This window comes from Paracoccus alkenifer (assembly GCF_900108405.1).
Lineage (GTDB): Bacteria > Pseudomonadota > Alphaproteobacteria > Rhodobacterales > Rhodobacteraceae > Paracoccus > Paracoccus alkenifer.
The window spans coordinates 259132-276818 of the sequence record NZ_FNXG01000003.1; the positions used below are offsets into that span (position 1 = coordinate 259132).

General features: G+C 69.6%; 12 protein-coding genes. 6 read left to right on the forward strand and 6 right to left on the reverse strand.

The window, feature by feature from the left end; genetic code table 11:
• Nucleotides 1–8: 8 nt before the first annotated feature.
• The 5 genes from tsaE to trxA are packed head-to-tail and all read left to right on the forward strand — an operon-like array spanning nucleotide 9 to nucleotide 8877.
• Complete coding sequence (gene tsaE / locus BLW83_RS09600) at nucleotides 9–1478, forward strand: tRNA (adenosine(37)-N6)-threonylcarbamoyltransferase complex ATPase subunit type 1 TsaE (protein WP_090847988.1); 1470 nt, start codon at nucleotides 9–11, stop codon at nucleotides 1476–1478.
• Complete coding sequence (locus BLW83_RS09605; RefSeq protein WP_090847989.1) at nucleotides 1475–2155, forward strand: nucleotidyltransferase family protein; 681 nt, start codon at nucleotides 1475–1477, stop codon at nucleotides 2153–2155. The genes tsaE and BLW83_RS09605 overlap by 4 nt, the downstream gene beginning before the upstream one ends.
• On the forward strand, nucleotides 2152–5088 hold the full coding sequence (gene addB, locus BLW83_RS09610; protein ID WP_245728757.1) for a double-strand break repair protein AddB: 2937 nt from the start codon (nucleotides 2152–2154) through the stop codon (nucleotides 5086–5088). Before BLW83_RS09605 ends, addB begins: the two co-directional genes overlap by 4 nt.
• The gene (gene addA, locus BLW83_RS09615; RefSeq protein WP_090847990.1) at nucleotides 5081–8518 is read left to right on the forward strand and encodes a double-strand break repair helicase AddA; all 3438 of its coding nucleotides are present in this window, start codon (nucleotides 5081–5083) and stop codon (nucleotides 8516–8518) included. Before addB ends, addA begins: the two co-directional genes overlap by 8 nt.
• 38 nt (nucleotides 8519–8556) lie before the next feature.
• Nucleotides 8557–8877 carry a thioredoxin gene (gene trxA / locus BLW83_RS09620; RefSeq protein ID WP_090847991.1) on the forward strand — a complete coding sequence of 107 codons (321 nt, stop codon included), beginning with the start codon at nucleotides 8557–8559 and terminating at the stop codon, nucleotides 8875–8877.
• Nucleotides 8878–8910: 33 nt separating this feature from the next.
• Here the strand turns inward: trxA and BLW83_RS09625 are convergent, their stop codons facing one another.
• Nucleotides 8911–10617, reverse strand: a complete 1707-nt coding sequence (locus BLW83_RS09625; RefSeq protein ID WP_090847992.1) for a putative bifunctional diguanylate cyclase/phosphodiesterase — start codon at nucleotides 10615–10617, stop codon at nucleotides 8911–8913.
• 238 nt (nucleotides 10618–10855) lie between these two features.
• The gene (gene pheT, locus BLW83_RS09630; protein WP_090847993.1) at nucleotides 10856–13261 is read right to left on the reverse strand and encodes a phenylalanine--tRNA ligase subunit beta; all 2406 of its coding nucleotides are present in this window, start codon (nucleotides 13259–13261) and stop codon (nucleotides 10856–10858) included.
• Nucleotides 13262–13426: 165 nt separating this feature from the next.
• Here pheT and BLW83_RS09635 point away from each other — a divergent pair, with 165 nt between their 5' ends.
• Nucleotides 13427–13939: an AmiS/UreI family transporter gene (locus BLW83_RS09635; RefSeq protein WP_090847994.1), complete on the forward strand. Its 513-nt coding sequence runs from the start codon at nucleotides 13427–13429 to the stop codon at nucleotides 13937–13939.
• Between the two features lie 121 nt (nucleotides 13940–14060).
• Here BLW83_RS09635 and BLW83_RS15465 read toward each other — a convergent pair whose 3' ends face one another.
• The 4 genes from BLW83_RS15465 to rplT all read right to left on the reverse strand — a co-directional run bounded on the left by BLW83_RS15465 (nucleotide 14061) and on the right by rplT (nucleotide 17682).
• Nucleotides 14061–14516 (reverse strand): hypothetical protein, encoded by a 456-nt coding sequence (locus BLW83_RS15465; RefSeq protein WP_143042814.1) that lies wholly within the window; start codon nucleotides 14514–14516, stop codon nucleotides 14061–14063.
• Between the two features lie 110 nt (nucleotides 14517–14626).
• Entirely contained in the window at nucleotides 14627–15709 is a 1083-nt protein-coding gene (pheS, locus tag BLW83_RS09640; protein ID WP_090847995.1) for a phenylalanine--tRNA ligase subunit alpha, read from the reverse strand.
• A gap of 29 nt (nucleotides 15710–15738) precedes the next feature.
• Nucleotides 15739–17115, reverse strand: coding sequence for a cytochrome P450 (locus BLW83_RS09645; RefSeq protein ID WP_090847996.1), 1377 nt, complete (start codon nucleotides 17113–17115; stop codon nucleotides 15739–15741).
• Nucleotides 17116–17322: 207 nt separating this feature from the next.
• Complete coding sequence (gene rplT / locus BLW83_RS09650) at nucleotides 17323–17682, reverse strand: 50S ribosomal protein L20 (protein WP_090847997.1); 360 nt, start codon at nucleotides 17680–17682, stop codon at nucleotides 17323–17325.
• Nucleotides 17683–17687 lie beyond the last annotated feature (5 nt).

Below are 17687 nucleotides of genomic sequence, written 5' to 3' on the forward strand. Positions count from 1 at the left end.
GCGCCGCGATGGACAGCGCCCCCCAAGTGACCCGCCCGCTTTGCGTGATCGACAGCGCCGACGAGGCCCTGACCGCCGGGCTTGCCCGGGCGCTGGCCGCGGTGCTTGCCCCCGGTGATGTGCTGCTGCTGGACGGGCCGGTCGGCGCCGGCAAGACCCATTTCGCCCGCGCCCTGATCCGCGCCCGCCAGGGCGATGCCCCCGAGGACGTGCCCAGCCCCACCTTTACCCTTGTGCAGACCTATCTGGACGCGCGCGGGGTCGAGATCTGGCACGCCGATCTTTACCGTCTGACCGATGCGTCGGAACTGGTCGAGCTGGGGCTGGACGACGCAATGGACCACGCAATCGCGCTGATCGAGTGGCCCGACCGGATGGCCCCGCCCCCGCCCGGCGCGCTGACCGTGACGCTGGCCACCACCGCCGACGAGCATCGCCGCATCACCCTGTCGGGCGCCCCTGCCCGCTGGGCGCATGTGCCGCGCATGGCGCAAATCGCGCAGTTCCTGCATGGCGCTGGCCGGGCGGGCGCGCGGGTCGAGCCGCTGGCGGGCGATGCCTCATCCCGCCGCTATTTCCGGCTGATCGGGGACAGCGGCACCGCGGTGCTGATGGATGATCCGACCAGCGACGGCGCGGCGGGCAGCGACATGGCCCGCTATCTGGCGATGACCGACTGGCTGCGGGCGCACGGCTTTCATGCCCCTGAAATCCTTGCCCTTTCGGAACCCGAGGGCCTGCTGCTGGCCGAGGATCTGGGCGACGACCTGATCGCCCGCGTCCTTGACCGCGACCCCCAGGCGGCAGCGCCGGTCTATGACCGCATCGCCGATCTGGTGGCGCAACTGCACCAGCACGCTCCGCCCGGTTTCGTCCCGGCGCTGGACGGCCCGGCGCTGGCGCAGCAGTCGGAACTGTTCGCCGAGTGGTATCCCCCCACCACCGGCCGGCCCGGCGCGGGCGCAGGCGTCGCGCCCGCCATCGCCGCCCTGCACACGCAGCTTTGCGCCGATGCCGCCCCGGCGCTGTCCCTGCGCGACTTCCACGCGGAAAACCTTGTCTGGCGGGGCGACGCGCCCATCGGGCTGCTGGATTTTCAGGACGCGGTGGCGGTGCATCCGGCGTATGAGCTTGCCTCGGTCCTGCAAGACGCCCGCCGCGACGTGGCGCCCGAGACCGAGGAACGCGCGCTGACCCGCTATATCGCGGCCACCGGGCGGGACGAGGCGCGATTTCGCGCCGCCTATGCGCTGATGGGCGCGGCGCGGAACCTGCGGATCATGGGCATCTTTACGCGGCTGTGCCTGCGCGACGGCAAGACCCGCTATCTGGATTTCATGCCGCGGGTCTGGGACGCCCTTGCCCGCGACATCGCGCACCCGGCGCTGGCACCCTTGGCCGCGGCGCTGCGCGAGGTGCCGCCGCCCTCGCCCAAAATCATCGCCGCGCTGCGGGCGCGGGCAGGAAGCGTGAGATGACCGACACCCTGATGCTGTTCGCCGCCGGCAAGGGCACCCGCATGGCACCCCTGACCGACACCACCCCCAAGCCGCTGATCCCGGTCGCCGGGCGGGCGCTGCTGGATCGCGCGCTGGATCTGGCGCGGGCGGGCGGCGCGCGGCGGATCGTGGTGAACATCCACCATCTGGGCGACCAGATCGCCCGGCATCTTGCCGGCAGCGAGGTGCTGGTTTCAGATGAAACCGATCTGCTGCTGGAAACAGGCGGCGGGCTGCGCCGGGCGCTGCCGCTGCTGGGCGCCGGCCCCGTTCTGACGCTGAACCCCGATGCGGTCTGGACCGGCGCGAACCCGGTCGCCGCGCTGCGTGCCGCATGGGACGGCGCGCGCATGGACGCGCTGCTGATGCTGGTGCCGCTCGACCGCGCCCGCGGCCGCATCGGCGGCGGCGATTTCGCGCTGGACGGGGGCGGGCGGCTCAGACGCGGCGGCGATCTGGTCTATACCGGCTGCCAGATCATCAGGACCGAGGGGTTGGCGGCGATCCCTGAACAGGTCTTTTCGCTCAACCTGCTGTGGGACCGGCTACTGGCGCAAGGGCGGGTGTTCGGCATGGTCCACCCGGGCGAGTGGTGCGACGTGGGCCGCCCCGACTGCATCCCTCTGGCTGAAACGATGCTGGCCGGGGGCGCATGATGCCCGCTCCGATCCACGGACTTTACGCCCTGCCCCCCGGCGCGAATTTCGCCGCCGGTTTCGTGCGCGGCCTGCTGGCCCGGATGCAGCCCCGCCCGCCCGAGGCGCTGGCCGCCACCACCGTCTGGTGCAACTCGGGCCACACGCTGCGGGCGATTGATACGGCGCTGCGGGTCAGCGGCCCGCTGCTGCTGCCCCGGCTACGGCTGATCGCGGAACTGGGCAGCGGCGCCGGGTTCGCGCCCCCCGCCCCGCCGCTGGCACGGCAGCTGGATCTGGCGCAGTTGGTCGCGCGCGCGCTGACCGGGGATGCGACCGGGCAGTCGGTGCCGGTGCTCGCGGCCTCATTATCCGCGCTGATGGCCGAGATGCAGGCCGAGGGGCTGGGGCCGGAAGCGCTGGACCGCATCGACGCCGGCGCCCATGCCGCGCATTGGCAGCAGGCGCTGGCCTTTCTGCGCATCGCCGCCGGTTTTCACCTGGACGGCCCGCAAGTGGACCGCGAGGCACAGCAGCGCGCAGCGGCAGAGCGTCTGGCCGCCGACTGGCAGCAGGGGCTGAACCTGCCCGAGGGGCCGGTGATCGTGGCGGGCTCGACCGGCTCGCACGGGGCCACGCGGCTGTTCATGCAGGCGGTGGCGGCGCTGCCGCAGGGCGCGGTGGTGCTGCCCGGCTATACCCCGATGCCAAGGGGCGCGGCCGCCGCCATGCACGAGGATCACCCGCAGGCCCGTTTCGCGCCGCTGGTCGCGGCCTGCGGGGAACCGGCGCCGTGGGACGACACGCCCGCCCCCGACCCCGCCCGCAATGCGCTGATGGCGCTGGCGCTGCGCCCCGCCCCCGTCACCGACCAATGGGTGGCCGAGGGGCCCTCGCTGGGCGATCTGCCCTTGGCCACCGACCGGATGACCCTGATCGAGGCCGACAGCCCCGCGGCCGAGGCCAATGCGCTGGCCGCCCTGATCCGCGGCGCCGTGCATGAAAACCGACCCGTCACCCTGATCGCCGCCGACCGCAGCCTGACCCGGCGCGTGGCGGCGACGCTGGACCGCTGGGGGATCATCCCCGACGACAGCGCCGGGGTGCCGCTGCCGCTGACCGCCGCCGGGCTGTTCCTGCGCCATGTGGCGGAACTGCCGGGGCAGCCCTTTGGCATCGACAGCCTGCTGGTGCTGCTCAAGCACCCGCTGACCGCGACCGGCGCGGGGGACGAGGCACGGCGCGCCCATCTGCTGCACAGCCGAGAGCTGGAATTGCATCTGCGCCGCCACGGCCCGGCCTTTCCCGACGGCGCGGCGCTGCGGGCATGGGGGGCGCGGCCCGCGCGTGGATCGGGCGAGGCCAGCCCCGAACGCGCCGCATGGGCCGAGGTGATCGGCGCCGTGCTGGACGCAACCCTGCCGCTGATCGCCGACCCGGGCCCGCTACCGCTGGCCGAACGCGCCGGCCGCCACCGCCGCATCGCCGAGGCTTGGGCCGCGGGCGCCGGCACCGCCGAGGCATCAAAGCTTTACGCCGAGGCCGCGGGCGAGAAAGCCCGCGCCGTGCTGGACCATCTGGCCCTGCACGCGCCGCGCGGCCCAGCGATGACGGCGCGCGACTTTGCCCGGCTGCTGGCCGACCAGTTGCAGGCTCAGGCCGTGCGCATGGACGTGGCCGCGCATCCTCTGGTGCGCATCCGCGGCCCGCGAGAGGCGCGGACCGAGGCCACCGGGCTGGTGATCCTTGGCGGGCTGAACGAAGGCGGCTGGCCGCAGGCGCTGGACCCCGACCCCTGGCTCAGCCGCCCGATGCGGGCCGAAGCCGGGCTGACCCTGCCCGAACGCCGCATCGGGCTGGCCGCGCATGATTTCCAGATCGCCATCGCGGCGCCGCAGGTGGTGCTCAGCCGCGCGCGCCGCAGTGACGAGGCCGAGACGATCCCCTCGCGCTGGCTCAACCGCTTGGTGAACCTGCTGGGCGGGCTGCCGGCGCAAGGGGGGCCGCAGGCGCTGGCCCTGATGCGCGCGCGCGGGCAGGTCTGGCTGGCCCGCGCCCGCGCCATCGAGGCCCCGGCTGATACCGATCTTGCCCCCCCCGCGCCGCGCCCCTCGCCCCGCCCTCCGGCCCCCGCGCTGCGCGAATTGTCGGTGACGGCAGTGCAAACGCTGATCCGCGACCCTTACGCGATCTATGCGCGGCAGGTGCTGGGGCTGTCGCCGCTGGACCCGCTGCGCCCCGAACCCGACGCCGCCGAGCGCGGCAATGTGCTGCACGCGATCATCCAGCGCTTTCTGACCCCGCCGCCATCCCCGCAGGATTCGCCGCAAGCGTTGCAGGACCGGCTGCTTGCAGCCGCCGACGAGGTGCTGGCGGCGCAGGTGCCGTGGCCCACCAGCCGCCTGTTCTGGCGCGCCCGCATCGGCGGCATCGCCGCGCAGCTGTGCCGCGACGAACACGCGCGGCTGCAACAGGGCGCGCCGCTGGCGGTGGAGACCCGGCACCGGCTGGCGGTCGCCGGGCTGGACTTTACCCTGACCGCGAAACCCGACCGCATCGACCGGCTGCATGACGGGGCGGCGGTGATCTATGACTATAAATCCGGCACCCCCGCGACCCGCCCGCAGATCCTGCAATTCGACAAGCAACTGCCGCTGACCGCCGCCATGGCCGAACGCGGCGCCTTTGGCGAACCGATGAGCGTGGCCGACCTGCGCCATATCCGGCTGGGCGGCGAGGGCGAGACCCGCAGCCACGGCTGGGACGACGAGATGCAGGCGACATGGGACCAGTTCGTCGCGCTGATCTCGGCCTATTTGCGCGGCGAATACGGCTTTACCGCCCGCCGCGCGATGGAACGGGTGACCCATGGTTCCGACTATGACCACCTGTCGCGCCTTGGCGAGTGGTCGGAATCCGACCCTCCGCAACCGCAAGAGGTGGGCCATGGCTGACGCGATCCCACGCCCGGACGCCGCCACCAGCGCGCAGCATGTCGCCGCCGACCCGGACCGCTCGACCTGGCTGACGGCGAACGCGGGGTCGGGCAAGACCAGCGTGCTGACCGACCGGGTGGCGCGGTTGCTGCTGGGCGGGACGCGCCCCGAACGCATCCTGTGCCTGACCTATACCAAGGCCGCCGCGACCGAGATGCAGAACCGCTTGCTTGGCCGTCTGGGCGAATGGGCGATGCTGGACGACGCGGCGCTGACCGCGCGGCTGGGCCGCATGGGTATCGCGGCAGGCGCCGACCTGCCCGCCGCGCGGCGGCTGTTTGCGCAGGCGATCGAGGCTCCGGGCGGCCTCAAGGTCCAGACCATCCACAGTTTCTGCGCCGGCGTGCTGCGCCGCTTTCCGCTTGAGGCGGGTGTGCCGCATGGTTTCGCGGAACTCGACGACCGCAGCGCCGCGATCCTGCGGGCCGAGGTGCTGGACCGCATGGCGCGCGAGAATGCGCCCGAGATGGCTGACCTGCTGGCGCTGCGCTCGGACCACGGCATCGACGAGTTCCTGTCGGGGCTGAGCGGCCACGACGCCCCCCCCGATCCGGCGGCGCTATGGGCCGCCTGCGACCTGCCGCCCGGTTTCGACGATGCGGCACTGCTGGGCGACTGCTTTGACGGCGGCGAGTCCACGCTGATTCCGGCGCTGATCCCGCTGCTGGAACGGGGCGGCAAGACCGATCAGGGCGCGGCAGTAAAGCTGCGGCGCGGCAACTGGGCGCAGGCCGGGGTCGACGAGCTTGAGATCCTCGAAACCGTGCTGCTGAACGGTGCGGGCGCCAAGGAACCCTATTCCGCCAAGCTGGGCAGCTTTCCGACCAAGGCCCTGCGCAGCGGCCCCTGCGCCGCGCTGATGGACGATCTGGACGAATTGATGGGCCGGGTCGAGGCCGCCCGCCCGCTGCGGCTGGGCTTGGCGCAGGCGCGGCGCACGCTGGCGCTGCAACGTTTCGGCCATGCGTTCTGCACCCGCTACGGGGCGGCGAAACTGGCCGGGGGCTGGTTGGATTTCGACGATTTGATCGCGCGGACGGCGCGGCTGCTGGACAGCTCGTCCATGGCGCAATGGGTGCTGTTCCGGCTGGACGGCGGCATCGACCATATTCTGGTGGACGAGGCGCAGGACACCTCGCCCCTGCAATGGCAGGTGATCCGGCGGCTGACGGACGAATTCACCGCCGGCGCAGGCGCCGCCGACCGGCCGCGCACCCTGTTCGTGGTGGGCGACCCGAAACAGTCGATCTATTCCTTCCAGGGCGCCGACATCGCGGTGTTCGAGGGCCGCCACCGCCAGTTCTCGCAGGATTTCACCGCCGCCGGGGCGCCGATGCAGGACGCGGCGCTGCGTCATTCCTTCCGATCCTCACCCGCCATCCTGCGGCTGACCGACGCGGTGTTTTCAGGCGAGGCCGCGCAGGGCCTGGGTGACGCGCCGACCCATATCGCCTTTCACGCGGCGCTGCCGGGGCGGGTGGATTTGTGGCCGCCGGTCCCCGAGCCCGACAGGCCCGACCCCGCGCCATGGCACGCGCCGGTGGACAGCGTGGCGGGGAACGCGGCGTCTAAAGTGCTGGCCCAGCAGGTGGCACAGGCGGCGGCGGATGCGATCGGCACCCCGATCACCCTGCGCGGCGGCCCGACCCGCGCGGTGCGGCCGGGCGATATCCTGATCCTCGTCCAGCGCCGCAACGAGATCTTCCACGAGGTGATCCGGGCGCTGAAACAGCAGGCCCTGCCCGTCGCCGGCGCCGACCGGCTGCGGCTGGGGGGGGAACTGGCGGTCAAGGACATCCGCGCCCTGCTGTCCGTGCTGGCCCTGCCCGAGGATGATCTGTCGCTGGCCGCCGTGCTGCGCTCGCCCATCTTCGGGCTGGACGAGGACCAGCTTTACCAACTGGCCGCGGGACGCCGCGGCTATCTGATCGAGGCGCTGCGGAAATCCGGGCATGAACGGGTCAAGGCGATCATCGAGGATTTGCAGGCTCACGCGGATTTCCTGCGCCCCTACGACCTGATCTCGCGGCTGCTGGTGCGCCACGGCGGACGGGCGCGGCTGGTCGGGCGGCTGGGGCCCGAGGCCGAGGACGGCATCGACGAGCTGCTGTCGCAGGCCCTGACCTATGAGACGGCCGAGACGCCCTCGTTGACCGGGTTTCTGGTGTGGCTGGCCGACGACACCGCCGAGGTCCGCCGACAGCCCGGCAGCGCCGGCGACGGCGACGGGCTGATCCGGGTGATGACCGTGCATGGCGCCAAGGGGCTGGAAAGCCCGGTGGTGATCCTGCCCGACTGCGCCGCCCGCAAGGGCGCGGGGCGGCCGCGCGCCACCATCCTGCCCGACGGCGGCCCGCCCGCGCATTGGCGCGCGCCCAAGGCGCAGCAGACCCCGCTTCTGGCCGAATGGGTCGAACGCGACCGCCAGCGGCAGGACGAGGAACGCCGCCGCCTGCTGTATGTGGCGATCACCCGCGCCGAAAGCTGGCTGATCGTGGCGGCGGCGGGCGACACCGGCGAGGGGCTGGACAGCTGGCACGCGATGGTTGCCGCCGGCTGCGATCGCGACCACAGGCTGGCCGAGACCCGGCTGGATTGCGAATGGAGCGAGGCGCCGATCCGGCGGCTGAGCTTTGGCGACTGGCCCGTGGTCGCGCCTGCGGTCCAACTCAGCACGCCCGCGGCCGCGGATCTGCCCGACTGGCTAGCCACCCCCGCGCCCCGGCCGCCGCGCGCCGCCGCCCCCATCGCCGCGACCGCGCTGGGGGGCGACAAGCTGCTGGCCCCCGCAGGCGGAGCGACGGCGGACGGGGCGATGGCAGCAGCCGACCGCGATGCGGCGATGCTGGCAGGCACAAGGCTGCATCTGCTGCTGGAACACCTGCCCGACCTGCCACCGCAGGACTGGCCCGCCCGCGCCGCCGACCTGCTGGCCGGGGCCGAGGGCGGGCTGCCCACCGCCGCGGAAATCGCCGCCCTGCTGGACGAGCTGGCCGAGATCACTGCCGCGGAATCGCTGGCGTCGCTGCTGTCCCCGCCCCCCGGCGCCACCGTGCTGCGCGAGGCGCCTTTGTCGGCGCCGCTGCCCGGCGGGCGGCTGCTGTCGGGGACCATCGACCGGCTTGTGATCACAAACGACCGCATCACCATCGTCGATTACAAATCCAACACCGCGGTCCCCGACACCGCCCACGCCACGCCCCAAGGCTATCTGCGCCAGATGGCCGCCTATCGCCACGCGGCGCGGGCGATCTGGCCCGGGCGCGCGGTGGACTGCGTGATCCTGTGGACCCGCGCGCGGCAGGCGGTGACCCTGCCCGACCCGCTGCTGGACCACGCCTGGGCCGCGGCAATGCGCGGGCTTGAACCCGCCGCGACCGGGCCATAGCTGTCTGGTGACCAAATCCCCCTCAAGGAGTTTTCCAAATGGCCACGTTGAAAGCCTCTGACGCCGATTTCGACAGCGTCGTGCGCCAGTCCGACATCCCCGTGCTGGTGGATTTCTGGGCCGAATGGTGCGGACCCTGCCGCCAGATCGGTCCGGCGCTGGAAGAACTGTCGGACGAGTATGCCGGTCGCATCAAGATCGTCAAAATCAACGTGGACGAAAACCCCGACACCCCCGCCTCGCTGGGCGTGCGCGGCATTCCGGCGCTGTTCATGTTCAAGGGCGGCGAGGTGGTATCGAACCGCATGGGCGCTGCGCCCAAGGCCTCGCTCAAATCCTGGATCGACGAATCGGTGTGATCCGGCCCGCCTGATCAGGGCCAGCCGCGGCGGTCACGAGGCCGCCGCGGACACCTCGGGCAGATCGGCCAGCGGGCGCGGGCGGTCGAAATAGAACCCCTGCACCAGCCGCACCCCGGCGCTGCGCAGGATGGAAAGCTCGGCGTCGGTTTCGATCCCCTCGGCGACGACGCTCATCCCCAGATCGTCGCACAGGCTGACCAGATGGCGCAGCACCAGCCACGCCCGACGGCCGGCGCAGCAGTCGGCGATGAAATCGCGCGACAGCTTGATGCCGTCGAAAACCCCCGAACTCACCTGCGACAGCGCCCCGTATTCAGTGCCGAAGTCGTCCAGCACCAGCCCGAACCCGTGGGCGCGCAGCCGCTCGACCTCGGGGCCGGGGGCCACGGCACTGGCCGACTGGCTTTCCGTCAGCTCCAGGGTCAGCCGCCCGGGGTCCAGCCCGTGCCGGCGCAGGATCGCGGCGGTTTCATCGGCAAAGCCGGGCTCGGCCAGCTGCCGTGCGGACACGTTCACATGCACCCTGATGTCGGGGGGGGCCGAGGCCAGGTCGTCGCAGGCGCGTTCCAGAACCCAGCGCCCCAGTTCCCGGATCAGGCCGTTTTCCTCGGCCAGCCGGATGAACAGCGCCGGCTCGATCCGGCCGTGCTGCGGATGCTGCCAGCGCAGCAGCGCCTCGTAAGCCTTGATCGTGCAGTTTTCGACGCGGACGATCGGCTGATATTCCAGAAAGAATTCGTCATTGCGGCAGGCGGCGCCGATTGCGTGCAGCAACTGCTGGCGGGCGTCGGCCTCGGCCTGCATGGAGGGGTGGAAACAGGCCAGGACGCTGTTGTTGCGCTTGGCGTGATACAGCGCCAGATCGGCGCGGCGCAGCACCGTGGACACGGGGTCCGGCGCCTGCCAGTCCGCGTCGGCGATGCCGGCACTGATGCCGCTGCGGCAGATGCTGTCGCCCACCGCCAGCCCCGCGCCGCAGATCTCGCCCAGCCGGCCGGCCAGCGCCCTCGCCTCGGCCTGATCGGCGACCACGGCGCAGAATTCGTCGCCCCCCATGCGCGCGCAGACGGCATGAGACGGCGCGCAGGCAGTCAGGCCCTGCGCCAGCCGCAGCAGAAAGCGGTCGCCGGCGTGGTGGCCGTGCAGGTCGTTGATCGCCTTGAACCCGTCCACGTCGATCACCACCACCGTGGCCGAGGCCCCCATCCAGCGCAGGCGGTTGAGCTGTTCATAAAGCGTGCGGCGATTGCCCAGCCCGGTCAGCGCATCGCGTTCGGCCAGATAGCGCGCCCGTTCCAGCGCCAGCCGCTCTTCGTGGATATCCTCGAAGATGCCCACCCATTCGGCGGGAAACCCGTCAGATTCCTCGATCAGCACGCCGCGCGCGCGCATCCAGCGCCAGCGGTCGTTTGCGTCCAGCACCCGACATTCGAGTTGCAGCGTATTGCCGATGTCGCGGCCGCGAAAATCGGCCAGATGACGGTCGTCGGGGTGGATCCGGTCCAGCCCGAACCGCCCGCGCGATTCGGATTCCGGGCGGCCGGTCAGCATCCCCCAGCCCAGCGTCGCAATGATCCGGCCGCTGAGATCGGCGTGCCACAGCACGACCGAGCCGGCCTTGAGCGCCGCGGCATAGCGTTCGCGGCCCCGCGCGATGAAATCGCTGGCCGGGACCACTGCGCCGCCGTCGCTGGCGGCATCCGGTTCGGGCCAAGGCTCCGGCCAGTCCATTTTCATCAATTCAGCAACTTATTCGATTTGATTACACAGATTTGTCCAATTCATGCTTAACGGCAATGTTTATCGGCAAAAATCCGCCGGTCAACTGGCAGTCCCAGGATTTTCCCACCTGTGGCAAAGCGACAAGCCAGCCCCCGCGGGACCGCCGCCGGCAGAAATGCAAAACGGCGCCGCGGCCATCACGCCGCGACGCCCTGCCTGTTGCCTGTTGCCCGCCGCCTGTTGCGGCCGGATCTCAGCCGCGCAGCGTGCCGCCGGTGGCGCGCGCCACCTTGTCGACGATCTTTGCCGCCACGGCCTCGATCTCGGCATCGGTCAGGGTCTTGTCGCGGGGTTGCAGCCGCACGGTCAGGGCAAGGGATTTCTTGCCCGGCCCCATCTGCGCGGCGGCACGTTCGCCCCGGAACTCGTCGAACACCGCCACGCGGGCGATCAGCGCCTTGTCGGCCCCCTGCGCGGCATTGACCAGCGCCGCGGCCTCGACCCGCTCGTCCACGACAAAGGCAAAGTCGCGCTCGACCGCTTGCAGATCGCTGATCGCCAGCGCCGGGCGGGTGGGGGTGCGGGTCTTGGGCAGCGGCACGTTGCCGACATGGACGGTAAAGGCGACCGCAGGCCCCTTGATGTCCAGCGCGCGCAGGATGCGAGGGTGCAGCTCGCCGAAACTCGCCAGCCGGTTCGGTCCCAGCGCGATGTTGCCGGCGCGGCCGGGGTGCCACCAGCCGTCCAGCTTGCGGTCGATCTGCGCCCGCGCCGGCGCCCCGACGGCGGACAGGATCGCCTCGGCATCGGCCTTGGCGTCGTAAAGATCGACCGGGCGGCGCGAACCGTAAGGGTCGCGCGGGGCAGTGGCGCCGACCAGCAGCCCGCAAATCTGCCCGGTCTGCTGCCCCGGCTCGCCGCCCTTAAACACCGGGCCAATCTCGAACAGCGCCAGATCCATGAACCCGCGTGCCTGATTGCGCGCCGCCGCCGCCAGCAGCCCGGGCAGCAGGTCGGGGCGCAGATGGGTCATTTCCGACGAAATCGGATTCTCGATCCGCACCGCATCACTGCCGCCGCCAAACAGCGCCGCCGCCCCTTGCTCGATAAAGCTGTAGGTGACGCATTCGTTGTAACCCAGCGCCGCCGCCGCCCGCCGCGCGGCGCTTTCACGGCGCTGCAACGGGGTCAGCACCGGCTGCGGAACGCCCGCGCGCGGGCGCGGCAGCGGCTGACCTTGTAGCAGCGACAGGCTGGCGATGCGGGCGATTTCCTCGACCAGATCGGCCTCTCCCTGCACGTCGGGACGCCAGCTGGGCACCTGCGCCATGTCGCCGTCCATGACGAAGCCCAGCGCCTGCAGCGTGGCGCGCTGTTCGGACTCGGGGATGTCCAGCCCAACGAGGCTTTGCGTCCGCGCGGGGTCCAGCCGATAGGCGCGGGAATGGTCGGGGGCGCCCCCCGCCTCGACCACATGGCTGGCCTCGCCCCCGCACAGGTCAAGGATCAGCTGCGTCGCCAGTTCCAGCCCCGGCAGGGTGAACGCGGGGTCCGCGCCGCGTTCAAAGCGATAGCGCGCGTCCGAGTTGATGCGCAGCGCCCGCCCCGTCGCGGCCACGCCGATCGGCTGCCACCACGCGCTTTCAAGGAACACGTCGGTGGTGGCGTCGGTCACGCCGCTAGCCTCGCCCCCCATGATCCCGGCAAGGCTTTGCGGGCCGTTCGCGTCCGCGATCACCAGATCGCCCGCACGCAGGGCATAGGTCTTGCCGTCCAGCGCCAGCATGGTTTCGTCCGCGACGGCAGCGCGCACGGACAGATCGCCCGCGACCTTGCCCGCGTCGAACACATGCAGCGGCCGGTTCAGGTCATAGGTGAACAGGTTGGTGATATCGACCAGCGCGGAAATCGGCCGCAGCCCGATGGCCCGCAGCCGCTGCTGCAACCACTCGGGCGAGGGGCCGTTCCTGACGCCCCGGATCAGCCGCCCGGCGAAATGCGGCGCGCGGTCCAGCACATCCGGCGCGATGGTCACGGCCAGGGGGCTGTCGAAACTGCCCGCAACCGGCTGGATCGCAAGCGGTTTCAGCCGCCCCAGCCCGCGCGCGGCCAGATCGCGCGCGATCCCCCGCACCCCCAGCGCATCGGGGCGGTTGGGGGTGATCTTGATGTGGATCATCGGGTCGATCCTGTCCGGCGCGTTCTGCGCCAGCCAGTCGGTGAATTTCTGCCCGATTTCCCCCGAGGGCAGTTCGATGATGCCGTCATGTTCATCCGACATCTGCATTTCACGTTCCGAGGCCATCATGCCGTGCGATTCCACGCCCCGGATCTTGCCCACGCCCAGCGTCAGGTCGATGCCGGGGACGTAATCGCCGGGCTTGGCCAGCACGCCGATCAGCCCGGCCCGCGCATTCGGGGCGCCGCAGACGATCTGCTTTTCGCCCTCGTCCGTGGCGACCCTCAGGACGCGCAGCCGGTCGGCATCGGGGTGCTGCTCGGCATGTTCGATTTGGGCGATGGTGAACGGGGCCAGCGCCGAGGCCGGGTCGTGAATATCCTCGACCTCAAGCCCGAGATCGGTCAGCGCATCGGCGATTTCGGTCAGCGAGGCGGAGGTATCAAGATGTTCTTTCAACCAGGAGAGGGTGAATTTCATGGGGTGGCTCCATCCGCGTGTTGCGGGTTCTGTAACCCAGCCGAGGCGTGATGTGTAGTGGCCCGCCCCGCACCCGCCGCGCCCCCGTCGAAAGGGCTGGGCGAGCGCGCCGCCGCAGGCTAGATCAGCCCCACCGGCCCGCAGACGGGCTTGAGGAGGCCCTTGATGCAGCTTGGTTTCGTATTGTTCTATGTCGGCGCGGTGCTGATCCTGAACGGGATCTGGATGCTGGGCCGGATCGCCGACCGAGAGATCGTGGTCATCAACCTTGTCACCGCCTGCGTGTCGGGGGGCGTGGTGATCCACGACGGCTTCGGGGCGGGGGCGGACCTTGCCTCGGTCCGCAATGCCACGCTGTCGCTGCTGTTTGCCACGACCTATCTGTGGGTGGCTTATAACCGGCTGACGGGGATGGACGGGCGGGGACTGGGCTGGTTCAGCCTGGTGGTGGCGGTGACCGCGCTGCCGGTCAGCCTGCGTGCCTTTGCCGAGGCAGGGACGCTGGCCGAGGGCTGGATGGCGGTGAACTGGCTGGTCTGGGCGGCGCTGTGGCTGCTGTATTTCCTGCTGCTGGCCGTAGGGCGTCCAGTGGAGCGCCTGACCGCCTGGTTCACCCTGCTGACCGGAGTTTTCACGGGCTGGCTGCCGGGTTTTCTGATGATTGAGGGGGTGATTTAGGGGGCGTGGTCAGGGGTGGAAAGCAAAGGCCGAGGCGGGGTCGGTGGTCTCAGGCCCGAGACCAGCGATCAAAGTCATGATGTTGAGAAGCTCACGGATCCAAGAGAGCGATGCTTCATTCTTACTTCCCACCCATTAAAATTTTGAGCACTAAATAGACAGAACCTAGGAAACCCGCTAAAATTAGATAGACGATCAAAGATTGCATCAACCATCCAAATTGTCGCATGGCTGCAAATTGCACCTCCTCAGAAAGAGCGTCAGGGCAATTTACAGTTAGTAATTTTGGACTCCGCATATCTACATCAATCACATCTACGATTAAAAGCTCGCCCGGCGCAAGCGACGGAACCTGAATTACAAAATTCCCATTATCCGATCTTTTGGACTTATGGTCACGTGGCGTCCAAAGATTATAGCTGGTCAAGCTATCACTGAATACAATTTCGATTTTCGAGGCAGCTTTCCTGCCGGAGTTTTGGACAAAAAACTTCTCCGTCCAAATCGATACTTTATTATGCTCATTAATTGCAAAAGAATGATAATTGGCGCTGGTTGAGCCCCAAATCAGCTTCACCCTCGCCCTAAACAACCACAGCAAGAAAGCACTTACCAGTGTAATAAGGATAGCAGTAACTATTTCATGGAAAGGCTCCAAGCTGTGCCATACATCAAGGATTAGGTCTCTCACCGCGACAACCCACCACTCACCGACGGCACATCCCCAGCCGCAAACCCGTAATGCCGCAGCCACCGCAAATCGCTCTCAAAGAACGCCCGCAGATCCGGAATCCCGTATTTCAGCATTGCCAGCCGGTCGATACCCATGCCAAAGGCAAAGCCCTGCCATTGGTCAGGATCGACCCCCGCCGCCGCCAGCACCTTGGGGTGGACCATGCCGCTGCCCAGAATCTCCAGCCACGAATCCCCCTGCCCGATCTTCAACTGCCCGCCGGACCAGTCGCAGCGGATATCGACCTCGGCCGAGGGTTCCGTGAACGGGAAATGCGAAGCGCGGAAACGCAGCTCGACCTCATCCACCTCGAAAAATGCGCGGCAGAATTCCTCAAGCGTCCATTTCAGGTTCGCCATGGAAATCTCGCGGCCGATGGCCAGCCCCTCGACCTGATGGAACATCGGCGTGTGGGTCTGGTCCATGTCCATGCGATAGACGCGGCCGGGGCAGATGATGCGCAGAGGCGCGCCCATCTCTTTCATCGCGCGGATCTGGACGGGGCTGGTATGGGTGCGCAGCACATGCGGCGGGCGGTCGTCGCCCTCTGCCCGCGCCATGAAAAACGTGTCGTGTTCCTGCCGCGCCGGGTGTTCGGGCGGGATGTTCAGCGCGTCGAAATTATACCAGTCCGATTCGACCTGCGGGCCTTCGGCCACCGAAAACCCCATGTCGGCAAAGATCGCCGTGATCTCGTCCATCACCTGGCTGACCGGGTGGATGGAACCGGCCGGGCGCGGCCGCCCGGGCAGGGTCACGTCCAGCCATTCGCCCGCCAGCCGCGCATCCAGCGCCGCATCGTCCAGCGCCAGCTTGCGCGCGCGCAGGGCCGCGTCGATTTCGTCGCGCAGGCGGTTCAGGGCGGCGCCGCGGGTCTGGCGTTCCTCGGGCGTCATCCGGCCCAGTTCCTTCATCAAGGCGCTGATTTCGCCCTTTTTTCCCAGCGCGGCCAGCCGCACCTCTTCCAGTGCAGGGGCGTCGGGCGCCTCGGCCACGCGGGACAGCCATGTGGAACGCAGGGTATCAGTATCGCTCATCTCGGGCCTCGGCTTGGTGCGGGCCGGGGTTAACACACGGGCGGGGGCGATTCCAGCAGGGCCGGGCGGGCCGAGGCACGCAGCCAGACGCCCCCGTCCGGGCGCAGGGTCAGGATCATCCGCGGGCGCGGCACCGCCCCCGGAACCCGCGCGAAATCGAACCGCGCCAGCAGGGTGGCCAGGATGATCGCGGCCTCTTGCAGGGCGAAATTCGCGCCGATGCAGATGCGCGGGCCGCCGCCAAAGGGCAGAAAGGCAAAGCGGTCGCGTTCCACCCCCGGCGCAAAGCGGTCGGGGTCAAAGGCGTCGGGGTTGTCCCACAGCAGCCGGTGGCGGTGCAGCGCATAGATCGGCAGCATCACCGTATCGCCGGGGCGGATCTCGCGCCCGCCCAGCATGTCGGCGCGGCGCGCCGTGCGCGACAGGAACGCGGCCGGGGGATACAGCCGCAGCGCCTCCTGCACGATCTGCTGGATATAGGGCAGGCGCGGCAGCTGTGCGGCACCGATACGGGGGCCGGCAGCCTGCGCCTCGGCCGCGCCACGGGCCTGCACGGCGGGGTCAAAGGCGCAAAGATACAGCGCCCAGGACAGGGTCAGCGCCGTGGTTTCATGCCCCGCAACGATAAAGGTCAGCAGGTTGTCGCGCAGCTCGGCCGGGTTCATGGCGCGGCCGGTTTCCGGGTCCACCCCGGCGCGCAGCAGGTCCAGCAGGTCCGGCGGCACCCTTGGGCCGCGGCGGGCGCGCTCGGCAATGGCGCGGTCGGCCAGCAGCTTGGTCCGCCGCAGCGCGCCACCCGACACCAGCCGACCCGGCCGCGGCACCCATGGCGGCGCCCCCAGCACATCCAGCAGCGACACCCGCCCGGTCGAGGCGATGTAGCGGTCGATCGCCAGATGCACGGCCTCGCGGTCGAAACCCTCGTCGCCGGAAAACGTCACGTCGCTGATCACGTCAAAGGTGGCGGCGACCATTTCCGCATAGGCATCGAACGGCTGCTCGGCGGCGGCGATACGCGCGGCGGATGCCTCGGCCGCGGCGGTCATCACCGGGGCCAGCGCCTCGACATTGCGGGCTGCAAAGGCGGGGGCGGCAGCCAGACGCTGCCAGCGCCATTGCGTGCCCTCGGCCACGAACAGGCTGTCGCCGATGGCAGGTTCCAGGATCAGCCGCGTCACGTCGGATTTCGGGTAATCCTCGACCCGATCCTTCAGCACCCGGCGCAGCGCTGCCGGGTCCATCACCATGTGCCAGCGAATCCCCAGCCGCCCCGAGACCATCGGCTGGCGCAGGGCCAGCTCGGGGATCAGCTCCAGCACGTTGCGCCGCGCGGTCAGGGCCGAGCCGAGGATGCCCAGCGGCCGGCTGGCCAGCGCGACCCGCGGCGGCAGTTCTTTATCGCCCATGCGCCCCAACCCCCGTTACCGCACAAGGGTTGCACAGCCCGCTGCGACAGGCCACTTCGCCGCGCCGCCACGCCCGCTTGATCTTCTGTCTGGAAATATCCTCGGGGTCCGGGGCAGACAGCCCCGGCTTGGGCCGCGAGGCCCGACACAACGAAAAACCCGCGCCACAGGGGCGCGGGTCGATCAATTCGGAACTGGCGAAAACCCTCAGGCCGCGGCTTTCGCCTGTTCGACGATGGCGTTGAACGCCTCGGGTTCGTGCACGGCCAGATCGGCCAGAACCTTGCGGTCCACCTCGATCCCCGCCTTCGCCAGCGCGGCGACAAAGCGCGAATAGGTCATCTCGGCGTCCACCGCGCGCACGGCGGCGTTGATCCGCGTGATCCACAGCGCGCGGAAATTGCGCTTGCGGGTCTTGCGGTCGCGGGTCGCATACTGGTTGGCCTTGTCCACGGCCTGCGTCGCGGTGCGGAAGTTCCGCGAGCGGTTGCCGTAATAGCCCTTGGCCTGATCCAGGATCTTCTTGTGGCGGGCGTGGGTGACCTTGCCGGATTTCACTCGTGACATGGTTC